Genomic DNA, 14,993 nt, shown 5'->3' with positions numbered 1-14,993 from the left:
TCAGTGCAGCGAAGGTTTGGCGGCAGGCTCGACCGGCTTGGCCAGCTCCGTGTACAGCAGCAGCGGCGCGACGCGCAGGTATTCCATCACTTCCATGTAGTCGCTTTCGCCGTCTTCGGATTCTTCCAGGGCGTCCTGGACCTGGGAGATCGCGTCCAGATCCTGCAAGATTTCCTTGGCCTCGACGCTCAGGGTCAAGCCACCCGAGTTCAAGCCAAAGCCATAGAGGAAGCCCTTGCACCACTCACCCAGGGCCCCAGCCCGGTCGGTCAGCGTGGCGTCATCGCCCGGCAGCAGCAAGACAACAGTGATATCGTCGCCGGTGAGTTCGCCTTTGACCATCTCCTGCAGGCCGATCAAAGCGTTACGAACGTTGTCTGCCGGATCGTTTTCCAGCAGGTGGGCGGCGTCGGCCAGCCAGGCCTCGGCATCGAAGCCGGCACCGGCGCAGCTGCGGCCGAGCAACAGCCCGTGCAGTTCGGCAGGGGAAACAGGATGCCCGTTGCTGCTGAGCAAGGTGGCGAAAGCGGTGTACGGCGAATTGGTATTGGGCATGGGCAACTAGGCGCCAGACGGCGCAATGACTAGAATGAAGACCTTGTATCCTAGCACCGGCAGGCGCGCCAAGACCATCGACGTGGCCAACTCGGGGCAGGCCGGGGCATAAACCGGGCAACCACCCCCAGAGCGAATCGAGTGGGCAACCAATGCAAGAGAACGATCTGCAAGCGCTGATGGGCCGATTCGAACTGCTGATTGAGCGAGTCGAGCAACTAAAACGGCAAAACGCACTCCTATTAGCTCAGGAAAAGTCCTGGCGCGAGGAGCGCGCCCACCTCATCGAAAAAAACGAAATCGCCCGGCGTAAGGTCGAATCGATGATTTTGCGACTCAAGGCCCTGGAGCAAGACTCATGAGTTCAAGCAATAGCGTCACCGTTCAGATCCTCGACAAAGAATATTCGATCATCTGTCCGCCCGAAGAGCGCAGCAACCTGGTCAGCGCCGCACGCTACCTGGATGGCAAGATGCGCGAAATCCGCAGCAGCGGCAAAGTCATCGGTGCCGACCGGATCGCCGTGATGGCAGCGCTGAACATCACCCACGACCTGCTGCACAACCAGGAACGCCCTGAAGCGCCAGCAGGCGGCGCCAGCCGTGAACAGGTGCGTGACCTGCTCGAACGGGTCGATCAGGCACTGGCCGACGATCAAGATTCAAATAAGGGCTGAGTATCGGTATACTGGCGCCACTCCCTGGAGTGCTTGCCAGTCGGTCATGTCCCTGAGCCGATACGCACAACCACGGGGGTTGCACGTGGGGCCGGTGTGCATGTCCGCTTGACGGAAAGCCTTAACGCCTCCTGCAATCTCCACCTTGAACTTTCGGGTTCAAGGGCTACACCGACAGCGGTTCGTCGGGGAGCCTGAATTACCTTTGCTCGCGTTGTTGCGCGGGCAAATCGAGCTGCCGCCCTGCGCCAGGCAGCCCTCTCTGGGAACGCCCGTGCCATGACCGACACCGCGCCGCTCACCCGCCCCCAGCTCCGCCGCCTGCTACGCGATGCCCGCCGCGCCTTGAGTCCGGCCGAGCAACGTCAGGCCGCGCTTGGACTGTACCGGCAACTGGCCCAGCATCCGCTGTTCCGCCGCGCCCGCCACATCGCCCTGTACCTGCCCAATGATTGTGAGATCGACCCGCGTCTGCTGCTGCGCGAAGCCCAGCGGCGCGGCAAGCGCACCTATCTGCCGGTGCTGCACGCCTGGCCGAGAAGCAAAATGGTCTTTCAACGTATCGAGCACGGCGAAAAACTGCGGCCCAACCGTTTTCGCATCGCCGAGCCGCACATCAATCTGGCACGGCAACGGCCGATCTGGGCGCTGGACCTGATCCTGCTGCCACTGGTGGGGTTTGATGAAGTCGGTGGCCGGCTGGGCATGGGCGGTGGCTTCTATGATCGAAGCCTGGCCTATCAGGCACGGCGCAAGGCATGGAAAAAGCCCTTGTTATTAGGCCTGGCCCATGAGTGTCAAAAAGTCGAACGACTGGCCCAGGCCAGTTGGGATGTACCACTGCAAGGAACGGTCTCGGACCGTGGCTGGTACCTGGCGCCCGTCTGAAAAGGCGCCAGCAGGCGATTAACGCTGTTGCGGATTGACCGGCATTTCGTACGGAGCGTCGAGTTTGCGCTCCCACAGGCTTTGCGCATAACCGGTAGTGACCACACCCAAACCGAACAGAAACACCAGAATCCAGAGCAAGTCCGGTTTGCGATTCATTGATTGCCCCCCTCAGGCAAACTGATCACGTTGTCAGCAACGTTTTTTAATGGTTGCGGCAGCGTCAAGCTTGAAAGTGGCGCATTCTCCGACAACCTGAGACGACACGCAAACCTTGACGCCAACCGACTGTCGGTTTCATGCAACAGGTTATTTCAAATTTTTACCAGGAGCAGCCCCATGGCCTATTGGCTGATGAAATCCGAACCCGACGAACTTTCGATCAAGGATCTGGCACGCTTGCAGCAAGCGCGCTGGGACGGCGTTCGCAACTATCAGGCACGCAATTTCCTGCGCAGCATGGCGGTGGGCGATCAGTTTTTCTTCTACCACTCCAGCTGCCCCGAGCCGGGCATCGCCGGCATCGCCCGGATCAGCGCCGCCGCCTACCCCGACCCGACCGCCCTGGATCCGCAAAGCCATTACTTCGACGCCAAGGCCAATGCCGAGAAGAACCCCTGGAGCGCTGTCGACGTTGCCCACGTCGAAACCTTCAGCAAGGTGCTGGGCCTGGGCTACCTCAAACAACAGACCGCCCTCGCCGAATTGCCCCTGGTGCAGAAAGGCAGCCGCCTGTCGGTCATGCCGGTGACCCCTGAACAATGGGCCGCGGTACTCGCTCTGCGTTAAATCGGATAGGATGCTATCAATTTGACCAACATCAACGCACCAGGATCGGTGCCGCGTCACACTCTGACGTGAATGCAGCAGGATGCAGACTGATGAGCCAACATACCCCGAAATTTTTCGCCGGCGCCTTGATCGCCCTGCTTGTGGCCGCAGGCGGCCTGGGTTACTGGAAATCCCTGCACGACCGTCTGCCTGATGGCCTGAGCATGGGTAACGGCCGGCTCGAAGCCACTGAAGTGCAGATCGCCAGCAAGATCCCCGGGCGTCTGGCCGAAGTGCTGGTCGACGAAGGCGACAAGGTTCGCCAGGGCCAGCTGCTGGCGCGTATCGACACCCGCACCCTCGAGGCCCAACGTAATCAGGCTGAGGCCGAAGTGCTGCGAGCCGAGGAAAACTACGCGGCGGCCCAGGCCAATGTGCAATTGCGCCAGAGCGAGCAGCTGCTGGCCAGCCAGGAGCTCAAGCGGGTCCGGGAAATCTTCCAGCGCAAATACGCCAGCCAGCAGTTGCTCGACCAACAGCAGGCGCGCTACGACACCGCATGTTCCGCGGTGGTCGCCGCGCGCGCGCAGTTGGCCGCGATCAAGGCCGCGATCGGTGCCGCACAGGCCCAGGTTGCACAACTCACCAGCGAGATCGACGACAGCAGTTTGCGTGCGCCCATCGACGGTGTCATCCAGTTACGCCTGGCCGAACCTGGCGAAGTGCTCGGTGCCGGTGGCCGGGTATTGCTGCTGATCGATCCTAACGACCAGTACATGAACCTCTACCTGCCGGCTTCGACTACCGGTCGCCTGACCGTCGGCGATCAAGCCCGGGTGATACTCGACGCCCTGCCGGAAAAGGCCCTGCCGGCGAAAATTGCCTTTGTCGCCGCCAAGGCCCAGTTCACCCCGAAGCAGGTGGAAACCCGCGACGAACGCCAGAAGCTGGTGTTCCGGGTCAAACTGCGCCTGACCGAGCCCAGTGCCGTGCCGCAGGCCAAACCCGGCATGCCCGGTGCGGGCTATGTGCGCACCGCTGAAGTGGACTGGCCGGCCAACCTGCAATGAACGCACTGGCGCTGCAGGCCGAGGGCATCCGCCACCGCTACGGCAAACTGGACGCCCTGCAGGACATCACCTTCAACCTGCCGGCCGGCACCCGCTGCGGCTTGATCGGCCCGGACGGTGCCGGCAAGTCCAGCCTGCTCGGGCTGATTGCCGGGGTGAAAAAGCTGCAAAACGGTGAGCTGTCGGTACTCGGCGGCTCGATCCGCAAACGCCGTCACCGCAACAGCCTGTACCCGCGCATCGCTTTCATGCCGCAGGGCCTGGGCAACAACCTCTACCCGGAACTGTCGATCAGCGAAAACATCCGCTTCTTCGCCACCCTGTTCGGCCTCAGCGCCGCCGAGTGCGAGCAGCGCATGCACAACCTGCTGCTGGCCACCGACCTCGCCCGCTTTGCCGAACGGCCGGCGGGCAAGCTGTCCGGCGGCATGAAGCAAAAGCTCGGGCTATGCTGCGCGTTGATCCACGAACCGGACCTGTTGATCCTCGACGAACCGACCACCGGCGTCGATCCGCTGTCGCGCAGGCGCTTCTGGGAGCTGGTCGAACAGGTGCGCCAGGAGCGGCCGCAACTGACCCTGCTGGTGGCCACCGCCTACATGGAAGAGGCCGAACAGTTCGAACATTGCCTGATGCTCGATCGCGGCAGATTGATTGCCTCGGGGCTCAGCCACGAGCTGGCCAGTGTCACCGCCAGCGGCAAGCTGGATGATGCCTTCACCCACTATCAAGGCGACAGCGCACACGACGCACAGCCACTGCAGATTCCACCGCGCGCTGACGGCGACACGACGATTGCCATCGAAGCCCATGAGCTGACCCTGCGCTTCGGTGATTTCACTGCGGTGAACAAGGTCAGCTTTGCCATTGGCCGTGGTGAGATTTTCGGTTTTCTCGGCTCCAACGGCTGCGGCAAGACCACCACCATGAAGGTGCTCACCGGCCTGATGCCGGCCAGTGAAGGCAGCGCCATGCTGTTGGGCCGCCCGGTGGACGCCAAGGACCTGGCCACGCGCAAGCGGGTCGGCTTCATGTCCCAGAGTTTCTCGCTGTATGGCGAGCTCAGCGTGCGGCAGAACCTCGATCTGCACGCGCGGCTTTTCGATCTGCCCAAAGCCGAAAGCGCGCCGCGCATCGCCGAGCTGATCGAGCGTTTCGACCTCGGCGCCATCGCCGACCAGCAATCCGGCGCGCTGCCCCTGGGCCTGCGCCAGCGCCTGTCATTGGCGGTTGCGGTACTGCATCGCCCCGAGGTACTGATCCTCGACGAACCCACTTCAGGGGTCGACCCGGCCGCCCGCGATGACTTCTGGCGCTTGCTGATCGAACTGTCGCGGGATCAGGGCGTGACCATCTTCCTGTCCACCCATTTCATGAACGAAGCGCTGCGCTGCGACCGCATTTCCCTGATGCACGCCGGCAAGGTACTGGCCTGCGACACGCCGGCTGCGCTGCAACAACAGTTCGCCGGCGAGACCCTGGAGGACGCTTTCGTCACTTGCCTGGAACAGGCCCAGGAACCGAGCGAACCACCTGCGGCCACCGCCCAGCTGGACGCGCCTGCCTCGACAACGCCAATGCTCATGTCGCAAGGTTTCAGCATCCGCCGCCTGTTTGCCGTGGCCACGCGCGAAGGCAAAGAACTGCTGCGCGACAAGGTACGCCTGGCATTCGCCCTGCTCGGCGCCGTGTTCATGATGGTGATATTCGGCTACGGCATCTCGCTGGACGTGGAGAACCTGGCCTTCGCCGTCTATGACCAGGACCAGAGCCCGCAAAGCCGTGCCTACCTCGAAGCCTTCCGCGGCTCGCGCTACTTCGCCGAGCAAGCACCGATTCGCGACTCGAAACAGTTGCACCAACGCCTGCAGCGCTCGGAAATCAAACTGGCTCTGGAGATCCCGCCCGGATTCGGTCGCGACCTGCACGCCGGGCGCCAACCGGTGGTGGCCGCCTGGCTCGACGGTGGCATGCCGTTTCGCGCCGAGACCAGCCGCAACTACGTCGAAGCGGTGCACCAGGCCAACCTTGAACAACTGGCGGCACTGAGCAGCAAGGCGCAGCCCGGACAATCCCCGGTGCGCCTGGAAACCCGCTTTCGCTACAACCAGGACGTGGTCAGCGTGAATGCCATCGGCCCCGGGGTGATGGCGCTGATCCTGGCCTTCATTCCGGCCATGCTCACGGCGCTCGGGATTGTCCGCGAGAAAGAGCTGGGTTCGATCACCAACTTCTACGCCACACCGCTGACCCGCCTGGAGTTTCTACTCGGCAAACAGGCGCCGTACCTGGCAATCAGCCTGATCAACCTGGCGCTGCTGGTGGCAATGAACCGCTGGCTGTTCGGCGTGCCGTTCAAAGGCAGCGCCCTGGCCCTGGCCTGTGGCGGTCTGCTGTACCTGCTGGCAACCACCAGCCTGGGCCTGCTGATCTCGGCCTTCACCCGCACCCAGATTGCCGCGATTCTCGGCACCATGATCATCACCAGCCTGCCGACCATCCAGTTCTCCGGGCTGATCGTGCCGCGCTCCTCGCTCGATGGCTCGGCGGCGCTGATGGGCCAGCTGTTCCCGGCCGGCTACTTTCTCGATATCGCCGTCGGCACGTTCACCAAAGCCCTGAGCCTGCGTGAGCTGTGGCCACAGTGCCTGGCGTTGCTGGGCTTCTTCCTCGGTTTCACCGGCCTGAGCCTGGCCATGCTGAAGAAGCAGGAGGTCTGATGCATCGCTTGGCACACACCCTGCGCCTGGGCCTCAAAGAGCTGACCAGCCTGCGCCACGACAGCGTACTGCTGCTGTTTCTGCTGTATGCCTTCAGCGTGGCGATCTACATGCCAGCAGCGGGATCGATCATCGGCGTGCACAACGCCAGCGTGGCGGTGATCGACGAAGACCACAGCCTGCTCTCGCGCAAGCTGGCCGAGGCCCTGCAACCACCCGAATTCCAGAGCGCCGTGCCGCTGGCCTACGACCAGCTCGACCAGGCCATGGACAGTGGCCTGTATACCTTCGTCATCAACGTACCGGTCAACTTCCAGACTGACCTGCTCGCCGGGCGCTCGCCAGAGCTGCAGGTCAATGTCGATGCCACGGCCATGAGCCAGGCGTTCATGGGCGCCGGCTACATCGGGCGGATCTTCGAACGCGAACTGCTGGACTACGCCAACCAGGGCTCGGCGGCAACCAGCAGCCCGGCGCTGATCAGCCCCAGGGCGCTGTTCAACCCGAACCTGGAAGGTGGCTGGTTTCTGGCGGTGATCCAGATCGTCAACAACATCACCATTCTGGCGATTGTCCTGACTGGCACCGCACTGCTGCGCGAACGCGAACACGGCACCCTCGATCACCTGCTGGTGCTGCCGCTGACGGCGCTGGAAATCATGCTGGCGAAGATCGGCAGCAACGCCCTGGTGGTGGTGCTGTGCACCTGGGTGTCGCTGGAAGTGGTGGTCAAAGGGGCTTTGGGCGTGCCACTGGCCGGGTCGCTGGGCTTGTTCCTGGCGGTGACCGCGCTGTATCTGTTTGCCAGTACCGCGCTGGGGATCTTCCTCGCCACCCTGGCCCGCTCGACCCCGCAATTCGGCTTGCTGGCGATTCCGGTGATCATCCCCATGCTCTTGCTGTCCGGGGGCAGTACGCCGCTGGACAGCATGCCGCAGTGGCTGCAGTGGGTCATGCAGCTTTCGCCCTCGACCCACTTCGTCAGCCTCAGCGCCGCGATCCTGTTCCGTGACGCCGGGCTGGCGGTGGTCTGGCCCGACCTGCTGGCCCTGGCCGCCATCGGCCTGGCGTTTTTCGCCGTTGCCCTGGGACGTTTTCGCCGCAGCCTTACATCCTGAGGGCCGGGCGGGTTACTGCACGATCAGGTTGTTGAACAGCAGGTCATCAACCAGCGGCTTGCCTTCTTCGTTCTCCAGTACCTGCTGGACCTGCTTCAGGGCTTCCTGACGCAGCTTTTCCTTGGCCTCGACATTGCTCATGCTTTCCAGGTTCTGCTGAGTGAAGAGCGCCACCAGCTGATTGCGGATCAATGGCTCATGATGCTTCACCGCCGTCGCGGCAGCGTCACTGTTGACCCGCAGGGCGACGTCGGCTTTGTACACACGCAGCTTCGGGCCGCCATCCAGGGCGTAGTTGCCCACGAAGGGTGGGCTCAGGGAGATGTAGGAGACCTTCGGTTCCCCTTCCTTGGCTTCTTCGGCCAAGGCCGCCATCGGCAGCATCAGCGCCATTACCATCAAGATCCACGCTTTCACGAATTCGCTCCTCAAACAGTTCGCGCCAGCATACCCAGCGCACCGGTCAAACCCAAGCCCGGGCTTATGCCGGCCTATCAGGACGGGCCATGCTCGTTGACCCGGCACCTGACCCACCTACACTTATCGGCCACTACGCGCAAAGGAATAGTCCCGATGAAAGCAGTGTTGTGCAAAACCCTGGGCCCGGCTCAGGGTCTGGTCCTGGAAGAGGTCGCAAGCCCCGTACCGAAGAAGAACGAAATCCTCCTGGATGTACATGCGGCCGGGGTCAACTTTCCCGACACCCTGATCATCGAGGGCAAGTACCAGTTCCAGCCGCCTCTGCCCTTCTCGCCCGGAGGCGAGGCGGCGGGGATCATCAGCGCGGTGGGCGAGAAAGTCACTGATCTCAAGGTCGGCGACCGGGTCATGGCCCTGACCGGCTGGGGCAGCTTTGCCGAGCAGGTGGCAGTGCCGGGCTATAACGTGCTGCCGATCCCTGAGCAAATGGACTTCACCCACGCCGCCGCCTTTGGCATGACCTATGGCACCTCGATGCATGCCCTGCAGCAACGCGGTCAGCTCAAGGCCGGCGAAACCCTGTTGGTGCTCGGCGCCTCCGGCGGTGTCGGCCTGGCGGCGGTGGAAATCGGCAAGGCCATGGGCGCACGGGTCATCGCCGCGGCCAGCAGCGCCGAGAAGCTCGCCGTGGCCAAGGCCGCCGGTGCCGATGAATTGATCAACTACAGCGAGCACAGCCTCAAGGACGAGATCAAACGCCTGACCGCTGGCAACGGTGTCGATGTGATCTACGACCCGGTCGGCGGCGACCTGTTCGACCAGGCGGTGCGTGGCCTCGCCTGGAATGGCCGCCTGCTGGTGGTGGGCTTTGCCAGTGGGCGCATCCCGCAGCTACCGGTAAACCTGGCGCTGCTCAAGGGGGCGGCAGTGCTTGGCGTGTTCTGGGGTGCTTTCGCCCAGCGCCAGCCAGCTGACAACGCGGCGAACTTCAAGCAGCTGTTTGCCTGGTTCGCCGAGGGCAAGCTCAAGCCCCTGGTGTCGCAAACCTTCCCGCTGGCCGAGGCCGGAGCGGCCATCGACCTGCTCGGTCAGCGTAAAGCGCTGGGCAAACTGGTGGTGACCCTGCGCTGAGCCAATCCTTCCAGCGCTGCGGAACCAAGTGTGTGTGCGGGCTTGTCCCGCGATACGGCCAATAAGGACTGCACGTTCAGCGCTGCCCGTATTACGACCGCTCCGCGGTCGATCGCAGGCTACCGCCAGCTCCTACAGGGTATGCATCCGGTCTTTATGGCAACGTCGGAACCGGGCCTCCAGGTTACGGTCCGGCATGGCATGAATGCGCAACGCGTTGAGGGTCTGCTCGACGTAGTCACGGGTACTGCCATAACGCCCCTTGGCGTTGGCGAAAATCTGACTGAGCAGATCGTCGGGCAGGTTACCGGCGTAGCACGGCAAGTGCCGCTCGAGCACAAAACCCAGGGCCTGAACCTTGCTGCCATCGTCCAGGCGGCAGGTCAGCCAATGCGGCCGGTAAGCCGGGTAAGGCATCTCGCGCTGCCACAGAGCCAACAGGGAGTCTTCCAGGCATTCGTCTGGCAGGCGGTAGGCAAAGCCGCTGCAGGAGCCGCCACGGTCAAGGCCGAAGACCAGCCCCGGGCACTCGGGAGTCCCCCGGTGCTCGTGCGACCACAGGTATAGCCCGCGATGGTAACCATGCACCCTGGCGCGCCGACGCTCGGCGGCGTTGCATTCCGGGCGCCAGATCAGCGAGCCGTAGGCAAACAGCCAGACCGGACCACCCTGATGGCGGGACATGGTGTGCTGAACCGAAAGTTTAAGTTGCTCATGGGACAGTTGTTGTCCGAAGTCGAGCAACGGAGGATAAGCCACAGGCAAAGATGCAGTTTCAATCGCCGACATAGCTGCCGCCAGAATTCCCCGTGAACTACAGAAGTGAGTCACTGTAAACGAATACCTTATCCGCGTACTTACCGTACGGCAGATTGTGTATTGAACACAAGCCTCACCTCGCCCCGGAAGTGCCCTGCAGCAAGGCTTTGAGCAAACCTCAGGGTGTTATTCCAAGTGTAGCGAAAGTTATTTACGCTGCCGGCAATAATAATTGCCTTATGCCCGCTACAAACAACGGTGGTTATTAAACCGGCACGCTATTGCAGCGTGCCTTATTCCGTCATTCAACCGCGAGGGGCATAAGCGAATACATCAGCACGCATCTGATGAGCATCCATACCCGCTTCGACCAGCGCATCGAGGGTGGCATAGACCATGTTCGGCGAGCCGCTGGCGTAAACATGGATACCGGCCAGATCCTGCATATCTTCACAAATGGCCTCGTGCAACAGGCCGCAACGCCCTTCCCAGCCACACAGATCGCTCACCACCTTGTGCAGGAACAGGTTCGGCAACTGCTCCCATTCGGCCCAATGCTCGATCTGGTAAAAGTCCTCTGGCAGGCGCACGCCCCAGTACAGGTGAACCGGATGCTTGAAGCCCTGGGCCCGGCAATGCTCGATCAGGCTGTGCATTTGCGCCATGCCGGTGCCTGCGGCGATCAGAACCAGCGGACCATCGGGCAGCTCAGCCAGGTGAGCATCGCCAAACGGCATCTCGAGCCGCGCCATACCGTTGCGCTGCAACTGTGCAATCAATGCCACCGCACTGTTTTCGCGGGCCAGCACGTGCAGCTCAAGTTCGCGTCCGCTATGGGGGGCCGATGCCAGGGAGAAGGCCGCCTTGTCGCCCGCTTCGCGCTCGATCATCAGGTACTGCCCGGCATGGTAACGCGGCGGTTTGCCCGCCGGTGCCCGCAGGCGCACCCGCCAGACGTCGCCACCGACCTCAACGCACTCACTCAACTGACAGGCCAGTGTCCGTACCGGCAACTCGCCTAACGCGAGCACGCCATCCCATAACAAGACACAGTCCTCCAGCGGTTCGGCGATGCAGGTGAACAGTTCGCCATGGTCACGCTCCTGCCCGTCCTGACGCACGCGTCCTTCCACCAGCAACGCAGCGCAGACATGGCAGTTGCCATTGCGGCAGCTCTGCGGGCAGTCGTAGCCAAGACGCCGCGCCCCATCCAGAATCCGTTCTCCGGGGTTGAGCGCCAACACCGCCCCGGACGGCTGCAAGGTTACCTGCATTTAGTCTATTCCCAACTGGTTCCACAGCTCATCGATCCGCCGGGTGACCGCTTCATCCTTGACGATGACCCGTCCCCATTCACGGCTGGTTTCTCCCGGCCACTTGTTCGTCGCATCCAGGCCCATCTTCGAACCCAGGCCGGAAATCGGCGAAGCGAAGTCCAGGTAGTCGATCGGGGTGTTGTCGATCATCACCGTATCGCGCTTGGGGTCCATACGCGTGGTAATCGCCCAGATCACATCATTCCAGTCCCGGGCATTGATGTCGTCGTCGGTGACAATAACGAACTTGGTGTACATGAACTGTCGCAAAAACGACCAGACCCCGAGCATGACGCGCTTGGCGTGCCCCGGATACTGCTTCTTCATGGTCACCACCGCCATGCGGTAGGAACAGCCTTCAGGTGGCAGGTAGAAGTCGGTGATTTCCGGGAACTGCTTCTGCAGGATCGGCACGAAGACTTCGTTGAGCGCCACACCGAGGATCGCCGGCTCATCTGGCGGACGGCCAGTGTAGGTGCTGTGATAAATCGGATTTTTGCGGTGCGTGATGCGCTCGACGGTGAACACCGGGAAGCTGTCGACTTCGTTGTAGTAACCAGTGTGGTCGCCGTACGGACCTTCCGGCGCCATCTCGCCCGGATGAATCACACCCTCGAGGATGATCTCGGCGGTGGCCGGCACCTGCAGGTCATTGCCACGGCACTTGACCAGCTCGGTGCGGTTGCCGCGCAACAGGCCGGCGAATGCGTATTCGGACAAGGTGTCGGGTACCGGGGTCACCGCGCCAAGGATGGTCGCCGGATCCGCGCCGAGGGCCACGGAGACCGGGAACGGCTGGCCCGGGTGCTTCTCGCACCACTCGCGGTAGTCCAGGGCGCCGCCGCGGTGGCTGAGCCAGCGCATGATCACCTTGTTGCGGCCAATCACCTGCTGGCGATAGATCCCCAGATTCTGGCGCTCTTTGTTCGGCCCGCGGGTCACGGTCAGGCCCCAGGTAATCAGCGGCGCGACATCGCCCGGCCAGCAATGCTGCACCGGCAGCATGCCGAGGTCGACGTCGTCGCCTTCGATGACCACTTCGTGGCAGGCGGCATCCTTGACCACTTTCGGTGCCATCGACACGACCTTCTTGAAGATCGGCAGCTTCGACCAGGCATCCTTCAGGCCTTTGGGCGGCTCAGGCTCCTTGAGGAAGGCCAGCAGCTTGCCGATTTCGCGCAGCTCGCTGACCGACTCGGCGCCCATGCCCATGGCTACCCGCTCCGGGGTGCCAAACAGGTTGCCGAGCACCGGAATGTCGAAGCCCGTAGGCTTTTCGAACAGTAGCGCCGGGCCTTTGGCGCGCAGAGTGCGGTCGCAGACTTCGGTCATTTCCAGGACTGGAGAGATCGGAACCTGGATGCGCTTGAGTTCGCCGCGCTGTTCCAGGCCACGGATAAAGTCGCGCAAATCGCGATACTGCATGCAAAAGCCTCGTATTCGCCGTACCGGTCGGGGTGCAAAGTGTATCGCCTAACCCGGCCGGCCAGAATAGCCAAAGTACAGATAGCAAAAAGCCGGGTTGCCCCGGCTTTTGCGCAACGCACTGGTTTACTTGCGTTTCATCGACAAGAAGAACTCGTCGTTGGTCTTGGTCTGCTTGAGCTTGTCGACCAGGAACTCGATGGCCGCGACTTCATCCATCGGGTGCAGCAGCTTGCGCAGGATCCACATGCGCTGCAGCTCGTCGTCGGCGGTCAGCAGCTCTTCGCGACGGGTACCCGAACGGTTGATGTTGATGGCCGGGAATACACGCTTCTCGGCGATCTTGCGGTCCAGCGGCAGCTCCATGTTGCCGGTGCCCTTGAACTCTTCGTAGATCACTTCGTCCATCTTCGAACCGGTTTCAACCAGCGCGGTGGCGATGATGGTCAGCGAGCCGCCTTCTTCGATGTTACGCGCAGCACCGAAGAAACGCTTTGGCTTCTCCAGGGCGTGAGCATCGACACCACCGGTCAGGACCTTGCCGGAGCTCGGGATCACGGTGTTGTAGGCACGTGCCAGACGGGTGATCGAGTCGAGCAGGATGACTACGTCTTTCTTGTGCTCAACCAGGCGCTTGGCCTTCTCGATGACCATTTCGGCAACCTGCACGTGGCGGGTTGGTGGCTCGTCGAAGGTCGAGGCAACCACTTCGCCGCGCACGGTGCGCTGCATTTCGGTTACTTCTTCCGGGCGCTCGTCGATCAGCAGGACGATCAGGTGGCACTCGGGGTTGTTACGGGTAATGTTGGCCGCGATGTTCTGCAGCATGATGGTCTTGCCCGCTTTTGGCGGAGCAACGATCAAACCACGCTGGCCTTTACCGATCGGGGCGCAGAGGTCGATCACCCGGCCGGTGAGGTCTTCGGTGGAGCCGTTACCGGCTTCCATCTTCAGGCGCTCGTTAGGGAACAGCGGCGTCAGGTTTTCGAACAGAATCTTGTTCTTCGCGTTTTCCGGCCGGTCGAAGTTGATGGTGTCGACTTTCAGCAGGGCGAAGTAACGCTCGCCTTCTTTTGGCGGGCGGATCTTGCCGACGATGGTGTCGCCGGTGCGCAAGTTGAAACGGCGGATCTGGCTTGGCGAGACATAGATGTCGTCCGGGCCGGCCAGGTAGGAAGCATCCGCCGAGCGCAAGAAGCCGAAGCCGTCCTGGAGAATCTCCAGCACGCCGTCACCGGAGATTTCCTCGCCGCTTTTCGCATGCTTTTTCAACAGGGAGAAAATCACATCTTGCTTGCGCGAACGGGCCATATTTTCTATGCCCATCTGTTCGGCCATTTCGAGCAGATCGGTAATCGGCTTTTGCTTGAGTTCAGTCAGGTTCATAAGGGGAGTGACGTAATCATGTAAGAAGGGGAAATTAAGCTTCTGGCTTAATGAAGCCGCGCCGCAGAGAAGGCGACAGGATCGCGTACTGATTCGAATTAGGGATGCGTCGGCGACGGCGTGCAGAGGGCACCGAAGAAACAGTGCGAGGCCGAATGTAACACCTGCTTTTTCTGGCGTCTAGTCACCAGACAAAGAAAAGCCCCGGCGAATGCGGGGCTTTTTTCACTCAGATATTGGCGTCCAGGAAGGCTGCCAGCTGAGACTTGGACAGTGCGCCGACCTTGGTGGCCTCGACGTTGCCGTTCTTGAACAGCATCAGCGTCGGGATGCCACGCACGCCGTGCTTGGCCGGGGTTTCCTGGTTGTCGTCGATGTTCAGCTTGGCGACGGTCAGTTTGCCCTGGTAGGTAGCGGCGATGTCGTCCAGAACCGGAGCGATCATTTTGCAAGGGCCGCACCATTCAGCCCAGTAGTCGACCAGCACCGGGCCTTCAGCCTTCAGGACTTCGGCTTCGAAGGTGGCGTCGGTGACGTGTTTGATAAGATCGCTGCTCATGGAAGTCTCCAAGGTCGTAAGCAAAAAAACGTGGCCCATCATAGCCGCACCGGCGACTTACAGGAAGTCACGGACGATTGAGTGTAACTATAGTTGTGCATGACCGCGCATATCGGTGCGGTCACAGGAAAGTCATATTTCCTCCATCAACCTGCCCCACATCAAGCCTTGATAAGCTGCGCGTTGGCGTCAGCCCTGG

At 61.9% G+C, this 14,993-nt stretch carries 16 protein-coding genes and 1 other RNA gene; 9 read left to right on the top strand and 8 right to left on the bottom strand.

Translation table 11 applies throughout. From position 1 onward, the window contains the following. Complete coding sequence (locus AC07OF_RS01700) at positions 1-555, bottom strand: YecA/YgfB family protein (protein WP_157194615.1); 555 nt, start codon at positions 553-555, stop codon at positions 1-3. 152 nt (positions 556-707) lie between these two features. Between AC07OF_RS01700 and AC07OF_RS01695 the strand changes: the two genes are divergently transcribed. From AC07OF_RS01695 to AC07OF_RS01680, 4 genes are all read left to right on the top strand, one after another. After that, positions 708-917 carry a TIGR02449 family protein gene (locus AC07OF_RS01695; protein ID WP_010221172.1) on the top strand — a complete coding sequence of 70 codons (210 nt, stop codon included), beginning with the start codon at positions 708-710 and terminating at the stop codon, positions 915-917. Continuing rightward, positions 914-1,231 (top strand): cell division protein ZapA, encoded by a 318-nt coding sequence (locus tag AC07OF_RS01690; protein ID WP_038615705.1) that lies wholly within the window; start codon positions 914-916, stop codon positions 1,229-1,231. The genes AC07OF_RS01695 and AC07OF_RS01690 overlap by 4 nt, the downstream gene beginning before the upstream one ends. 18 nt (positions 1,232-1,249) lie before the next feature. Then, positions 1,250-1,427, top strand: a non-coding RNA gene (ssrS, locus tag AC07OF_RS01685) — 6S RNA. Between the two features lie 83 nt (positions 1,428-1,510). Next, a complete protein-coding gene (locus tag AC07OF_RS01680; RefSeq protein ID WP_038615707.1) occupies positions 1,511-2,119 on the top strand; it encodes a 5-formyltetrahydrofolate cyclo-ligase in 609 nt (202 codons plus the stop codon). Positions 2,120-2,137: 18 nt separating this feature from the next. Here AC07OF_RS01680 and AC07OF_RS01675 read toward each other — a convergent pair whose 3' ends face one another. Beyond that, positions 2,138-2,278, bottom strand: a complete 141-nt coding sequence (locus AC07OF_RS01675; RefSeq protein WP_165392175.1) for a hypothetical protein — start codon at positions 2,276-2,278, stop codon at positions 2,138-2,140. A gap of 180 nt (positions 2,279-2,458) precedes the next feature. Here AC07OF_RS01675 and AC07OF_RS01670 point away from each other — a divergent pair, with 180 nt between their 5' ends. From AC07OF_RS01670 to AC07OF_RS01655, 4 genes are all read left to right on the top strand, one after another. Further along, the gene (locus AC07OF_RS01670; RefSeq protein WP_038615710.1) at positions 2,459-2,908 is read left to right on the top strand and encodes an EVE domain-containing protein; all 450 of its coding nucleotides are present in this window, start codon (positions 2,459-2,461) and stop codon (positions 2,906-2,908) included. A 92-nt stretch (positions 2,909-3,000) separates the two neighbouring features. Then, positions 3,001-3,960: an HlyD family secretion protein gene (locus AC07OF_RS01665; RefSeq protein ID WP_157194618.1), complete on the top strand. Its 960-nt coding sequence runs from the start codon at positions 3,001-3,003 to the stop codon at positions 3,958-3,960. Then, positions 3,957-6,680: a ribosome-associated ATPase/putative transporter RbbA gene (rbbA, locus tag AC07OF_RS01660; protein WP_157194619.1), complete on the top strand. Its 2,724-nt coding sequence runs from the start codon at positions 3,957-3,959 to the stop codon at positions 6,678-6,680. Before AC07OF_RS01665 ends, rbbA begins: the two co-directional genes overlap by 4 nt. After that, complete coding sequence (locus tag AC07OF_RS01655; RefSeq protein ID WP_157194620.1) at positions 6,680-7,798, top strand: ABC transporter permease; 1,119 nt, start codon at positions 6,680-6,682, stop codon at positions 7,796-7,798. Before rbbA ends, AC07OF_RS01655 begins: the two co-directional genes overlap by 1 nt. Before the next feature lie 12 nt (positions 7,799-7,810). Here AC07OF_RS01655 and AC07OF_RS01650 read toward each other — a convergent pair whose 3' ends face one another. Further along, complete coding sequence (locus AC07OF_RS01650; RefSeq protein ID WP_495072512.1) at positions 7,811-8,215, bottom strand: flagellar basal body-associated protein FliL; 405 nt, start codon at positions 8,213-8,215, stop codon at positions 7,811-7,813. 156 nt (positions 8,216-8,371) lie between these two features. Between AC07OF_RS01650 and AC07OF_RS01645 the strand changes: the two genes are divergently transcribed. Continuing rightward, the gene (locus AC07OF_RS01645) at positions 8,372-9,349 is read left to right on the top strand and encodes an NADPH:quinone oxidoreductase family protein (protein ID WP_495072511.1); all 978 of its coding nucleotides are present in this window, start codon (positions 8,372-8,374) and stop codon (positions 9,347-9,349) included. A 132-nt stretch (positions 9,350-9,481) separates the two neighbouring features. Here the strand turns inward: AC07OF_RS01645 and AC07OF_RS01640 are convergent, their stop codons facing one another. From AC07OF_RS01640 to trxA, 5 genes are all read right to left on the bottom strand, one after another. Beyond that, a complete protein-coding gene (locus AC07OF_RS01640) occupies positions 9,482-10,138 on the bottom strand; it encodes a gamma-glutamylcyclotransferase (protein WP_157194622.1) in 657 nt (218 codons plus the stop codon). A 275-nt stretch (positions 10,139-10,413) separates the two neighbouring features. After that, positions 10,414-11,382 carry a CDP-6-deoxy-delta-3,4-glucoseen reductase gene (locus AC07OF_RS01635; protein WP_038615728.1) on the bottom strand — a complete coding sequence of 323 codons (969 nt, stop codon included), beginning with the start codon at positions 11,380-11,382 and terminating at the stop codon, positions 10,414-10,416. Next, a complete protein-coding gene (gene ubiD / locus AC07OF_RS01630) occupies positions 11,383-12,849 on the bottom strand; it encodes a 4-hydroxy-3-polyprenylbenzoate decarboxylase (protein ID WP_038615731.1) in 1,467 nt (488 codons plus the stop codon). It lies immediately after the preceding gene. 126 nt (positions 12,850-12,975) lie between these two features. Then, entirely contained in the window at positions 12,976-14,235 is a 1,260-nt protein-coding gene (gene rho, locus AC07OF_RS01625; RefSeq protein ID WP_010221159.1) for a transcription termination factor Rho, read from the bottom strand. Positions 14,236-14,464: 229 nt separating this feature from the next. Next, entirely contained in the window at positions 14,465-14,794 is a 330-nt protein-coding gene (gene trxA / locus AC07OF_RS01620; protein ID WP_045201042.1) for a thioredoxin TrxA, read from the bottom strand. Positions 14,795-14,993 lie beyond the last annotated feature (199 nt).

This window comes from Pseudomonas sp. GW821-FHT10B02, from assembly GCF_059415665.1.
The sequence above is the reverse complement of the archived record's forward strand: the minus strand, read 5'-3'. Positions and strand labels throughout refer to the sequence as shown.

Excerpts from the sequence above, each read along its gene's own strand:
- AC07OF_RS01655 (WP_157194620.1), top strand. The coding sequence starts at position 6,680 with ATGCATCGCTTGGCACACACCCTGCGCCTGGGCCTCAAAGAGCTGACC.
- trxA (WP_045201042.1), bottom strand. The coding sequence starts at position 14,794 with ATGAGCAGCGATCTTATCAAACACGTCACCGACGCCACCTTCGAAGCC.
- ubiD (WP_038615731.1), bottom strand. The coding sequence starts at position 12,849 with ATGCAGTATCGCGATTTGCGCGACTTTATCCGTGGCCTGGAACAGCGC.
- AC07OF_RS01640 (WP_157194622.1), bottom strand. The coding sequence starts at position 10,138 with ATGTCGGCGATTGAAACTGCATCTTTGCCTGTGGCTTATCCTCCGTTG.
- AC07OF_RS01665 (WP_157194618.1), top strand. The coding sequence starts at position 3,001 with ATGAGCCAACATACCCCGAAATTTTTCGCCGGCGCCTTGATCGCCCTG.
- rbbA (WP_157194619.1), top strand. The coding sequence starts at position 3,957 with ATGAACGCACTGGCGCTGCAGGCCGAGGGCATCCGCCACCGCTACGGC.
- rho (WP_010221159.1), bottom strand. The coding sequence starts at position 14,235 with ATGAACCTGACTGAACTCAAGCAAAAGCCGATTACCGATCTGCTCGAA.
- AC07OF_RS01700 (WP_157194615.1), bottom strand. The coding sequence starts at position 555 with ATGCCCAATACCAATTCGCCGTACACCGCTTTCGCCACCTTGCTCAGC.
- AC07OF_RS01635 (WP_038615728.1), bottom strand. The coding sequence starts at position 11,382 with ATGCAGGTAACCTTGCAGCCGTCCGGGGCGGTGTTGGCGCTCAACCCC.
- AC07OF_RS01645 (WP_495072511.1), top strand. The coding sequence starts at position 8,372 with ATGAAAGCAGTGTTGTGCAAAACCCTGGGCCCGGCTCAGGGTCTGGTC.
- AC07OF_RS01680 (WP_038615707.1), top strand. The coding sequence starts at position 1,511 with ATGACCGACACCGCGCCGCTCACCCGCCCCCAGCTCCGCCGCCTGCTA.
- AC07OF_RS01690 (WP_038615705.1), top strand. The coding sequence starts at position 914 with ATGAGTTCAAGCAATAGCGTCACCGTTCAGATCCTCGACAAAGAATAT.
- AC07OF_RS01695 (WP_010221172.1), top strand. The coding sequence starts at position 708 with ATGCAAGAGAACGATCTGCAAGCGCTGATGGGCCGATTCGAACTGCTG.
- AC07OF_RS01675 (WP_165392175.1), bottom strand. The coding sequence starts at position 2,278 with ATGAATCGCAAACCGGACTTGCTCTGGATTCTGGTGTTTCTGTTCGGT.
- AC07OF_RS01670 (WP_038615710.1), top strand. The coding sequence starts at position 2,459 with ATGGCCTATTGGCTGATGAAATCCGAACCCGACGAACTTTCGATCAAG.